Source organism: Dietzia cercidiphylli (assembly GCF_014145145.1).
In the GTDB taxonomy this organism is placed as follows: Bacteria; Actinomycetota; Actinomycetes; order Mycobacteriales; family Mycobacteriaceae; genus Dietzia; species Dietzia natronolimnaea.
Genome location: NZ_JAALEA010000186.1, coordinates 1 through 11,401, shown reverse-complemented (window position 1 = coordinate 11,401; position 11,401 = coordinate 1). Strand labels below are relative to the sequence as shown.

9 protein-coding genes and 2 pseudogenes are annotated in these 11,401 nt (G+C 70.7%); 6 read left to right on the top strand and 5 right to left on the bottom strand.

Features of this window, described 5'->3' with window-relative positions; genetic code table 11:
- A pseudogene (locus G6028_RS07360) lies at nt 1-551 on the top strand (PspC domain-containing protein); the annotation flags it as partial.
- On the top strand, nt 548-985 hold the full coding sequence (locus G6028_RS07355; RefSeq protein WP_182658475.1) for a hypothetical protein: 438 nt from the start codon (nt 548-550) through the stop codon (nt 983-985). The pseudogene G6028_RS07360 and the gene G6028_RS07355, both read left to right, overlap by 4 nt.
- Before the next feature lie 43 nt (nt 986-1,028).
- Here the strand turns inward: G6028_RS07355 and guaA are convergent, their stop codons facing one another.
- Nucleotides 1,029-2,624: a glutamine-hydrolyzing GMP synthase gene (gene guaA, locus G6028_RS07350; protein ID WP_182658476.1), complete on the bottom strand. Its 1,596-nt coding sequence runs from the start codon at nt 2,622-2,624 to the stop codon at nt 1,029-1,031.
- Nucleotides 2,625-2,785: 161 nt separating this feature from the next.
- Between guaA and G6028_RS17630 the strand changes: the two genes are divergently transcribed.
- The 3 genes from G6028_RS17630 (at nt 2,786) to G6028_RS07340 (ending at nt 5,723) form a co-directional block, all read left to right on the top strand.
- Nucleotides 2,786-3,775, top strand: a complete 990-nt coding sequence (locus tag G6028_RS17630) for a wax ester/triacylglycerol synthase domain-containing protein (protein WP_241730607.1) — start codon at nt 2,786-2,788, stop codon at nt 3,773-3,775.
- Complete coding sequence (locus tag G6028_RS17625; protein WP_338404169.1) at nt 3,772-4,302, top strand: WSD1 family O-acyltransferase; 531 nt, start codon at nt 3,772-3,774, stop codon at nt 4,300-4,302. Before G6028_RS17630 ends, G6028_RS17625 begins: the two co-directional genes overlap by 4 nt.
- Before the next feature lie 203 nt (nt 4,303-4,505).
- Complete coding sequence (locus G6028_RS07340; RefSeq protein WP_241730608.1) at nt 4,506-5,723, top strand: wax ester/triacylglycerol synthase family O-acyltransferase; 1,218 nt, start codon at nt 4,506-4,508, stop codon at nt 5,721-5,723.
- On the opposite strand, the gene G6028_RS07335 is transcribed toward G6028_RS07340, so the two are convergent.
- From G6028_RS07335 to guaB, 3 genes are all read right to left on the bottom strand, one after another.
- Nucleotides 5,695-7,482 carry a GMC family oxidoreductase gene (locus tag G6028_RS07335; RefSeq protein WP_182609354.1) on the bottom strand — a complete coding sequence of 596 codons (1,788 nt, stop codon included), beginning with the start codon at nt 7,480-7,482 and terminating at the stop codon, nt 5,695-5,697. The two genes, G6028_RS07340 and G6028_RS07335, sit on opposite strands and share 29 nt — an antisense overlap.
- Nucleotides 7,483-7,570: 88 nt before the next feature.
- A complete protein-coding gene (locus tag G6028_RS07330) occupies nt 7,571-8,710 on the bottom strand; it encodes a GuaB3 family IMP dehydrogenase-related protein (RefSeq protein ID WP_179524693.1) in 1,140 nt (379 codons plus the stop codon).
- A 6-nt stretch (nt 8,711-8,716) separates the two neighbouring features.
- Entirely contained in the window at nt 8,717-10,252 is a 1,536-nt protein-coding gene (gene guaB, locus G6028_RS07325; protein WP_182609355.1) for an IMP dehydrogenase, read from the bottom strand.
- A 111-nt stretch (nt 10,253-10,363) separates the two neighbouring features.
- Here guaB and G6028_RS07320 point away from each other — a divergent pair, with 111 nt between their 5' ends.
- Nucleotides 10,364-10,786 (top strand): DUF5319 domain-containing protein, encoded by a 423-nt coding sequence (locus G6028_RS07320; protein ID WP_370650868.1) that lies wholly within the window; start codon nt 10,364-10,366, stop codon nt 10,784-10,786.
- Between the two features lie 81 nt (nt 10,787-10,867).
- On the opposite strand, the pseudogene G6028_RS07315 reads toward G6028_RS07320, so the two are convergent.
- Nucleotides 10,868-11,401: pseudogene (locus tag G6028_RS07315) on the bottom strand (hypothetical protein); the annotation flags it as partial.

Genomic DNA, 11,401 nt, shown 5'->3' with positions numbered 1-11,401 from the left:
TGACCAAGGTCACCCTCGGCCTGGCGCTCATCGCGGTGGCGGTGGCCGTGGGACTGGCCACCCTGGGCGGGGTGGTCTGGCTCGACGCCACGAGGATCGCCGCGATCGCGCTCGCCGTGGTGGCCGGTGGCCTGCTCGTCGGCGCCGTCACCCGCCGGGGACACGGACTGCTGGTCGTCGCCGGCCCCCTCGCCGGCTTCGTCCTGCTCGCCTCCCTGGTCCAGGTGCCCGACGGCGGCTGGGAGGGCACCGGGGAACAGCTGATCGAGATCACCGACCCCGCTCAGTTGGACGCCCCGATCAACCACCGGATCGGCAGCATCACCGTGGACATGCGGGAGCTGGAGTTGGACCGCGACCGCAGCTACAGCATCGCCAACAACGTCGGTGAGGTGCAGGTGCTGCTGCCCGACGGGGTCGCCGTGACCACGAACTGCACCACCGACCTCGGGAGCACGGACTGCCCGACCGGCCTGTCCGGCGATGCCTCCGGCCCCGTCCTGACCCTCAGCGTGTACACCGGCGTCGGCAGCATCGTGGTGACGCCGTGAACGCCCGGCCCGACGACGATCAGACCGACCCCACCGAACCGCAACCCACCGGGAGCACCGAGATGACCGGCCACGACCTGCACTCCGACACCACCACCCGCCCCGACCAGCCGCTCCACGACCCGCTCCCCTACGGCACCGGCTTCACCGACCCGCAGGGGTTCGGGTACGGCGTCGCCCCCGCGTACGCGGCCCCCACCGGGTACGGCGCCTCCCCCGGGTACGGGGTCGCCTACGAGCCCGAGCCCGCGACGGACGCGGTGGCGCGGCGCGAGGGCTCCGGATCGCCGGTGCTCGCCGTGGCCGGGCTGCTCTCGCTGGGGGTCGCCGTGTGGGCGACCCTGGGCGCACCGGTGATCACGACGACCGTGGTGATCACCGCGTCACTGGTACTGCTGGTCCTGGTCGGTCTGGCGATGGTCATCCGCCGCTGACCCCGTCGAAGCCGGGGGCAGATCCGTCAGAGCCGGGCCCGACTCACTCCCACTCGATGGTGCCCGGCGGCTTGCTGGTCACGTCCAGCACGACCCGGTTGACGTCCGGGACCTCGTTGGTGATCCGGTTGGAGATCAGCGCGAGCGTCTCGTACGGCACGCGCGTCCAGTCCGCGGTCATGGCGTCCTCGGAGCTCACCGGTCGCAGCACGATCGGGTGGCCGTAGGTGCGACCGTCGCCCTGGACGCCCACGGAGCGCACGTCGGCCAGCAGCACGACCGGGCACTGCCACACCGAGGCGTCGAGCCCGGCGGCGGTCATCTCCTCGCGCGCGATCGCGTCCGCCGCGCGCAGGGTCTCGAGCCGGTCCTTGTCGACCGCTCCGACGATCCTGATGGCCAGGCCCGGCCCGGGGAAGGGGTGCCGGCCGACGATCGCCTCCGGCAGCCCGAGTTCCCGACCCACGGCGCGGACCTCGTCCTTGAACAGCAGGCGCAGCGGCTCCACGAGGGAGAACTCGATGTCGTCCGGCAGGCCGCCCACGTTGTGGTGGCTCTTGATGTTGGCCGTCCCCGCACCCCCGCCGGACTCGACGACGTCCGGGTAGAGGGTCCCCTGGACGAGGAAATCCACCGAGGCGTCCACGCCGTCCCCGGACTCCTGGAGTTCGAGGGCCTGCGTCACAGCCCGCTCGAACGACCGGATGAACTCGCGACCGATGATCTTCCGCTTGGTCTCGGGGTCGCTGACACCGGCGAGGTGGCCGAGGTAGATCTCCGAATCGTCGAGCGTGATGAGGCGGGCTCCGGTGGCGGCCACGAAGTCGTTCTCCACCTGCTCCCGCTCCCCCGCGCGCAGCAGCCCGTGGTCGACGAACACGCAGGTGAGCCGGTCACCGATCGCCCGCTGGACCAGCGCGGCCGCCACGGCGGAGTCCACGCCGCCGGACAGACCGCAGATCGCGCGGCCCTCGCCGATCTGGTCGCGGACGGCCTCCACGAGCTGCTCCGCGATGTTGGACGCGGTCCACGTCGGTTGCAGGCCCGCGATCTCGGTGAGGAAGCGGGTGAGCACCTGCTGCCCGTGGGGCGAGTGCAGGACCTCGGGGTGGTACTGGACGCCGGCCATCCGTCGATCGACGCACTCGAACGCCGCGACCGGGGCGCCGGCGGACGAGGCGGTCACGGTGAATCCCTCGGGCGCCGACGTGACCGCGTCGCCGTGACTCATCCACACCGGGTGGGTCGCGGGAAGTCCTGCGTGCAGCACCCCACCGGACACGCCCACCTCGGTGCGCCCGTACTCGCGGTTGCCGGTGTGCGCGACCTCGCCCCCCAGCGCACCCGCCATGGACTGGAAGCCGTAACAGATGCCGAAGACCGGCAACCCGAGCTCGAGCACGGCCGGGTCGAGCGCAGGGGCACCGTCGGCGTAGACACTGGCCGGCCCCCCGGACAGGATCAGGGCGACCGGGTCCTTGTCCCGGATCTCCTCCACCGTCGCGGTGTGCGGGATCACCTCGGAGTAGATCCGCGCCTCGCGCACCCGTCGCGCGATGAGCTGCGCGTACTGGGCGCCGAAGTCCACGACGAGCACCGGCCGCGGCGGGGCGGGGGCTCCTGTCGTTCCGGCGGTGATCTGGGAGTCGGTCTGTGCGTTCTCGGCCACGGACCAGAGTCTAGGCCCCGTGGCCACTCCGCCGAACTCGGCCACTTTCGCCCCCGGGGTGTTCACAATGGAGCGCATCACGGCCGAGGCGTGTGGCCGACACCATCAATGGGGGGACACCGATGGAGAGGATGACCGGCTTCGACGCGAGCCTGCTGTACCTGGAGACCTCGCAACAGAAGCTCGTGGTGGGCGGGATCCTCGTCGTCGACGTCTCCGGACTGGAGTTCGAGTACTCCTTCGAGCGGCTCCGGACGGAGCTCGCACGGCGCGTCAAGGAGATCCCCGAGTTCCGCCGCAAGATCTACGACTCCCTTCTCAATCTCGGGCACCCCGCGTGGGTGGAGGAGTACGACCTCGACGTGACCGAGCACGTCCGTCGCGTCGAGGTGGACGCCCCGGGTGACGAGAACGCCGTGTTCGAGATGTGCGGGACCATCAGCAGTCGCCCGCTCGACCGGTCGAAGCCGCTCTGGGAGATGTGGGTGCTCGAGGGGTTGTCCGCGCCGGACACCGTGGCCGTCTTCTTCCGCGCCCACCACGCACTGCTCGACGGCACGAGCAGCGCCGCGATCCTGCGCAAGCTCAGTGCCGCGGGGCAGAAGCCCTCCTCCCGCGACCTGGACCTCGTGCGGATCCAGGCCGGTGGCGCCAACCCGATCCAATTGGTCACCGGTGGGCTGTGGGACTTCTACGTGCGACGCCCACTCACCATCGCGCGCCTGCTCCCCGAGGCCGCGATGCTACCGCTCCGACTGCGCAGGGCGACGGCGGAGAAGAAGGCCGGGCAGGAGGAGACCGTGGTGGAGAGGCCGGACCTCACCGAGGAGGCCGGCGACGTCCCGATCCCCAGGGCTGCGCCGTTCACCGCCCCGAGGACCCGGTTCAACGCGACGATCACCCCGCACCGGGCGGTCTGGGGCACCACGCTCGACATGTCGGAGATGAAGGAGGTCAAGACCGCCTTCGGGGTGACCGTCAACGACGTGTTCCTGTCCGTGGTGGGCGGCGGACTCCGTCGATACCTGCGATTCCACGACGATCTCCCCGAGAAGCCACTCATCGCCGTGGTCCCCGTCTCCACCCGGGGGACGACGGGCCCCAGGGCAACAACAGGGTGACCGTGTTGTTCGCCTCCCTGGGGACCGACATCCAGGATCCGCTCGAGCGTCTGCGGGCGGTGTCCGCGCGCACCCGACGGGGCAAGAAGCAGACGAAGAGCGGGATGCGCCCGGACTTCATCCAGGACCTGGCGAACCTGGCCCCGGCCGCGCCCCTGTCTCTGCTCATGCGCCTGTACGGCGACTTCAACCTCGCCGATCTGCACCCGGTCGTGCACAACCTCACCGTCTCCAACTTCCCCGGCCCCAGGAGAAAGCTGAACTTCCTCGGCGCGCGGGTCAAGCACATGTATCCGCTGGGTCCGCTGATGCACGGCTCCGGATTGTCCGTCACCGCCATGTCCCTGGGCGGCCAGCTGGACGTGGGGATCAACGCGTGCGAGCACCTCGTGCCCGACCCCGAACTGTTCGCCACCGGGCTGAGGGAATCGATGGACCGCCTGCTCGAACTGACCCGGGAGACGGCGGCCGGGGCCGAGGACACCGGGACGAACCAACCGGGGTCCACGACGACCGAGGAGGGGTGACCCGTGGAACGGATGAGCGGCCTCGACGCCAGCTTCCTGTACCTCGAGACCGACGAGCAGATGATGGTGATCAACGGGGTGGTCCACCTCGACGTCTCCACCATCTCCGAGGGGTACTCCTTCGAGCGACTCCGGTCCGGACTCGCCCGGCGGGTCAAGTCCGTCCCCCCGTTCCGGCGCAGGATCCATGACTCCGCCTCAACCTGGGACACCCGGCATGGGTGGAGGACTTCGACTTCGACATCACTCGTCACGTCCACCGGATCACGCTCGGTCCGGACGGCAGCGAGGACGACCTTCTGGCCACGTGCGGGGGGCTCGCCTCCACGCCGCTCGACCGCTCCCACCCGCTGTGGCAGGTGTGGATCATCGAGCGGGGTGATCCGGCAACTCCCGCCGTCACCGCGTTCTGCCGGGTCCACCACGCGCTCATCGACGGCATGCTCGGCGCCGAGATGCTCGCCACCCTCGCCGCCACTGACGCCTCCACGCCCACCCAGGATCCCGAACTCGTCCGTACCCACGTCGGCCGCGCCAACACCGTCCAGCTCATCGCCGGGGGCGCGCGGGACCTGATCGGCAGACCCCTGGCGTTCCTCCGCCTCCTGCCCGAGACGCTGTCCGTACCGATGGCGATGAAGCGGGCCCGGGGCCGGTCGGGCGGCGGCCCGTCCATGCCCGCCCCCTTCACGGCGCCGCGGACCCTGTTCAACCGCTCCCTCACCCCGCACCGCGCGGTGGCCACCGTGACACTCGACCTGGGGGCCGTCAAGCAGGTCACCGCGCGACTCGGCGGCACGGTCAACGACGTCCTGCTCACCGTGGTCGGCGGCGCGGTCCGGTCCTACCTCGAGGACCGGGGTGGCGCCCCCACTTCCTCGATGGTCGCGATCGTCCCCATGTCCACCCGCGCGGATCTGGCGACCGGCGGCGCGAACCAGGTCTCGGCGATGTTCGCCTCCCTCGCCACGGATCTGCCCGATCCGCTCGATCGCCACCACCGGATAGTCTCCGCGTCGGCGACCGCAAAGGAGCAGGCCGGGAGTATCCGGCCGACCCTGTTGGACAACTGGGGACGGATGAGCCCCCGCGGTCTCCTCGACGTGGGCATGCGGCTGTACGAGGCGCTCAGACTCGCCGACGTCCACCCGGTGATCTACAACCTGATCATCTCCAACGTGCCCGGACCCCGGAAGCCGCTCTACTTCCTCGGCGCACGGATCACCCACATGCACCCCTTCGGCCCGCTGCTACACGGTGCGGGGCTGTCGGTGACCGGTGTGTCGATCGACGGCCACATCGACCTGGGCGTGATCTCGTGCGAGCACCTCGTGCCCGACCCGGACGTGATCGCCCGTGGGATCGGGGCCGGGCTCGAGGAACTGCTCGAGCTCACGCGCGAGCGGGAGCACCCCCACTAGAGACCCCGACGATCGGCAGACGCAGCGCGCCGGGCGCCGCCTCCGGGACGATCGGCGACACGGGAGCCACCGGGGTCACGCGCTGGTAGGGCTCGCCCTGCGCGGGCCGGGGGTCCGCCTCGCCCTTGTTGGGCCACAGCGACATGGCCCGCTCGGCCTGCGCGGTGATGCTCAACGCGGGGTTCACACCGAGGTTCGCGGAGATCGCGGACCCGTCCACGATGTGCATCGTCGGGTAGTTCCACACCCGGTGGTAGGGGTCCACGACGCCGTTCTCGGGCGAGTCGGAGATCGCACATCCTCCCAGGAAGTGGGCGGTGAGCGGCATGTTCGCGATCTCGCCCCAGGTCCCGCCGGCCAGGCCGCCGATGTTCTCGGCGATCCGCCTGGTGGCCTCGTTTCCGGCGGGGATCCAGGTCGGATTGGGCTCGCCGTGGCCCTGCTTGCTGGTGACGTACCGGAATGGGCCGCGGCGCTTGACCGAGGTCTCCAGCGAGTTGTCGAGGTTCTGCATGACCAGGGCGATCACCGACCGCTGGCTCCACCGCCGCAGGTAGAACAGCTGCAGGAACATGCTCGGCTTGCGCCGGACCTCGTTGACCAGGGTGCGCCACCGCGGGAGCGGTCCGTCACCGTCCGTGAGCAGGGTCTGCAGGATCGCGATGGCGTTGGAGCCCTTGCCGTAGCGGACGGGCTCGATGTGGGTGTCGGACCGGGGATGGAAGGACGACGTGATGGCCACGCCCTCCGAGAAGTCCTGTTCCGGAAGGTAGTTGGGGCGCATCGCCCCGAGGATCGATTCGGAGTTGGTGCGGGTGAGCTTCCCGAGCGCGCCCGAGAGCCGGGGCAACGAGCCGTCGTCCTTGGCGTAGTGCAGCAGGTGCTGGGTACCCCAGGTGCCTGCCGCCATCACCACGTGCGAGGCGGTCACGGTGGTGACGCGCTTACCCCACCTGGTCCAGGCGCCGGTGCGCTCGAGCGTCACCTCCCACGTGCCGTCGGTCCGCTCGGTCACGCCGCTGACGGTCGTACGGTCGAGCACCCGGGCCCCTGCCCGCTCGGCCAGGCCGAGGTAGTTCTTGAGCAGGGTGTTCTTGGCCCCGTGCCGGCAGCCGGTCATGCACTCGCCGCACTCGATGCAGGCGGTCCGATCCGGGCCCGCGCCCCCGAAGTACGGGTCCCGGACGGTCTCGCCGGGCTTGCCCTCTCCCCCGGTCTTCTCCCCGAAGAACACCCCGACCGGCGTGTAGACGAAGGTGTCCTCGGCGCCCATGTCGCGGGCGACGGACTTCATGACCTCGTCGGAGTGGGTGTGGGTGGGGTTGGTGACCACTCCGAGCATGCGGCGTCCCTGGTCGTAGAACGGCGTGAGCTCGTCCTCCCAGTCGGTGATATGACCCCACTGCCGGTCCTTGAAGAACGGTGAGGTGGGCTTGTAGAGGGTGTTGGCGTAGTTGAGCGAGCCGCCGCCGACGCCCGCCCCGGCGAGGACCATGACGTCACGGAGCAGGTGCACGCGCTGGAGGCCGAACAGCTTCAGCTTGGGCGCCCAGACGTACCGGTTGAGCCGCCACGACGTCTTGGGGAAGTCCGAGTCCTCGAACCGGCGACCGGCCTCGACCACCGTGACGCGGTACCCCTTCTCCGACAGGCGCAGGGCCGTGACGCTACCGCCGAACCCGGACCCGATGACGAGGACATCCGTGTCGGGGCTCGAGGTGGAGGCGGTGGACGAGGCCGACGGCGTGGGTGACGTCATGGTGGGGCTCCCTGGTGGTCGAGGTGTAGGTCACAGTACCCGAGCACCAAGAACCTACCCGACAGTAGCTCCCGTTTTGTCCACCGCGTCAGGGGCGGACGGACAGGTCCACCTTCTGGAATCCCTTGACGTCCGAGTACCCGCACTTGGCCATCGCGCGACGGAGGCCACCCATGAGGTTCCGGGTTCCGTCCGGGACGCTCGTCGGCCCCTCCAGGACCTCTGCCAGGGGCGCCAGGGCCGTCTCGTCGTCGATCTCCGCCACGTGTCCACGGGGGACCTTGGGATGGGCGGACACGGCGTCCCAGTACACACCCCGCCCCGGGGACTCCAACGACCCGGCCAGCAACGGACCCAACACCACGGCGTCGGCGCCACACGCCACCGCACGGGCGATGTCACCCGAGGTGTAGATGTCGCCGTCGGCCAGTACGTGCACGTACCGGCCCCCCGTCTCGTCCAGGTAGTCGCGTCGCGCGGCCGCCGCGTCGGCGATCGCGGTGGCCATGTGGACCTCCATCCCGAGCACGGAACCCGTGGTGGTGACCCCCTCGACGCCGCCGTAACCCACGATCACACCGGCCGCACCCGTGCGCATGAGATGCAGGGCGGTCTTGTAGTCCACCACGCCGCCGGCGATCACCGGCACGTCGAGCTCGTGGATGAAGTCCTTGAGGTTCAGCGGCTCGTCCTCGCCGCTCACGTGTTCGGCGGAGATGATGGTGCCCTGGACGACGAGCAGGTCGATCCCGGCCGCGACCAGACCGGGCGTGAGGTCGCGCGCGTGCTGGGGGGACACCCGGACCGCGACCGTGCCGCCCTCGTCCCGGATCCGCCGGACCGCCGCCGCGAGCAGCTCGCGGTCGATCGGGGCGCGGTGCAGCTCCTGGAGACGCGCCACGGCCCGGTGGCCGGTCACGTCCTCGAGAGCGAGCTCGCGCAGCTCGGCGATCGCGGCCTCCGGATCCTGGTGGCGCGCCCACAGGCCCTCTCCGTTGAGGACGGCCAGGCCACCGAGCCTCGAGAACTCCACCGCCGACTCGGGTGAGACCACCGCGTCGGTCGGGTGGGTCATCACGGGCAGGTCCATCTGATAGGCGTCGATCTGCCAGGCCGTCGACACCTCCTTGGAGCTGCGGGTGCGTCGGGAGGGGACGATGTCCACCTCGCCGAGCCCGTACATCCGTCGGGCCTCACGGCCCATTCCGATCTCCACGACGTTGCGCACGCGCCCTCAGTCCTTGACGTTGTAGTTGGGGGCCTCGACGGTCATCTGGATCGCGTGGGGGTGGCTCTCCTTGAGCCCCGCCGCCGTGATCTGGACGAACTGGGCGCGGTTCATGTCCGGGATCGTGGCCGATCCCGTGTACCCCATCCCCGCGCGCAGTCCACCGGTGAGCTGGTGCAGGACCTGCGCGACGTCGCCGCGGTACGGCACCCGTCCCTCGATACCCTCGGGGACGAGCTTCTCCTCGGACAGCACGTCGTCCTGGAAGTAGCGGTCCTTGGAGAACGACTTCTCCTGCCCCGGCTTGCCCCGGCCGCGCATCGCGCCGACCGACCCCATCCCCCGGTAGACCTTGTACTGCTTGCCGTCCACGAAGATCAGCTCCCCGGGCGACTCCGTGCAGCCCGCGAGCAGCGAACCGAACATGCACGCCGACGCCCCGGCCGCGATCGCCTTGGCCACGTCCCCCGAGTACTGCATTCCGCCGTCGGCGATCACGGGGACGCCCGCGGCGTGGGCCGCCACGGAGGCCTCGAGGATCGCGGTGATCTGCGGGGCCCCCACCCCCGCGACGACGCGGGTGGTGCAGATGGAGCCGGGACCGATGCCGACCTTGATCGCGTCCGCGCCCGCATCGATCATGGCCTGGGCCGCGCCGCGGGTGGCGAGGTTGCCGCCGATCACCTGGACGCGGTCGCCGAGCTCACGCTTGACGCGGGCGACCATCTCGAGTGCGTTGCGGTTGTGGGCGTGGGCGGTGTCGACGACGAGGACGTCCACACCGGCGTCGGTGAGGGTCCCGGCGCGCTGCCAGGCGTCCTCGCCGGTCCCGATCGCCGCGGCCACGCGCAGTCGACCGTCGGAGTCCTTGGTGGCGTCCGGGTGCTTCTCGGTCTTCACGAAGTCCTTGACCGTGATGAGCCCGGTGAGGCGACCGTCGCCGTCCACGATCGGCAGCTTCTCGATCTTGTGGCGTCGCAGGAGTCCGAGGGCGGCCTCCGCCGTGACACCCTCCCGCGCGACGACGAGCGGTGCGCGGGTCATGACCTCGTCGACCCGACGCGACTTGTCCACCTCGAAACGCATGTCCCGGTTGGTGATGATGCCCACGAGTTCGCCCCGCTCGTCGGTCACCGGCAGGCCGGAGATCCGGTAACGGGCGCACATCTCGTCGACCTCGGCGAGGGTGTTGGCGGGAGCACAGGTGACCGGGTCGGTGACCATGCCCGCCTCCGACCGCTTGACCGTGTCCACCTGGGCCGCCTGGTCGGCCACGGAGAGGTTGCGGTGCAGCACCCCGATCCCGCCCTGGCGGGCCATGGAGATGGCCATCCGGGCCTCGGTGACGGTGTCCATCGCGGACGACACCAGCGGCACCCGCAACGTGATGTCCCGGGTGAGCCGGGTGCTCGTGTCGACCTCACTGGGGACCACCTCGGAGGCGGCCGGGAGCAGCAGCACGTCGTCGAAGGTCAGGCCCACCATGGCGACCTTGGTGGGATCGTCGCCGCCGGTGCGCACGGGGCCTCGCGACTCGCTCATCTGCCGTCCTCCTGGGGGTCGTCTGGGTCTGGAGTCCGAGGATAGTGCGTCCGGGGTCCCGGGCTCGAACCGTCGGCCCCGCCAGGTGGTGCCCACGGGTACGGTGGGAGCGTGAACGATCCCCTACGGCACGGAATGCCGCCCGACCCGTTCGCCGGCGATCCGGACGATCCGACCTCGGAACTGGCCGGGCTCGACCCCGTGGACGACGGCATCCCCTCCGGGCCGCTCGACGCGGAGGAACGCCGTGCGATCGAGGAGGACCTCGCCGATCTCGCGGAGTTCCGCGAACTCCTGGCCCCCACCGGCGTCAAGGGGGTGGCCGTGCAGTGCGAGGACTGCGCGGAGGAGCACTACCACGAGTGGGACATGCTCCGCGCCAACCTCATGCAGCTCCTGGAGGACGGCTCACTCCTGCCCCACGAGCCCGCGTTCGACCCCATCCCGGACGACTACGTCTCGTGGGACTACTGCCGCGGATACGCCGACGCGGTGCGCACGATGCGCCCGCGTCGTCTCTACTGGCGTCGCTGACCCGCCGGGCCGCGGCCACGACCGGTCCGCGACCACTGGGGTCCGCAATTACCTCCCCGTTCCGCCCCACCGGGGAGGGGGTCAGTTGGTGGGCTGGGTGGTCGCCGGAGCGCTGGTGGCCGCAGGCCCCGACGTCGGGACCTGGGTCACGGTGGTCCGTGTCGGTGACGGCGCCGGGCCCGTCCCGTCGACCTCGCCCGGTTGCGGCCGACCCGTGGTGGGCGCCAGGAAGTCCTGGATCCGCTGGGTGTCGATCGGGATCTGCAGCGTCGTCGAGATCCGCAGCCCGTCCAGCGGCAGCGGGATGACCGGCATACCGGGGGGCGGCGGCGGGATCAGGTTGGACGGAAGCGGCACGGGCACCCCGGGAACGAGCGTCGCGGGGCCCTGACCCGGACCGGGGGCCGGGGCGGGGGCGGGCGCGGGAGCAGGTGCGGGGGACGGGACCGAACTGGGCGTGACCCTGCTCAGATCGCGCCTGATCGCGTCGCGGCGCTTCATCAACTCGACGCGCTCGCTGGCGTCCGAGACCTCGTCCAGCCGGCCGGACACCTCGTCGAGGAGACGCTCGGCCCTCTCACGGTCGCCCTCGCGGGCCGCCAGATCCGCGGCGGC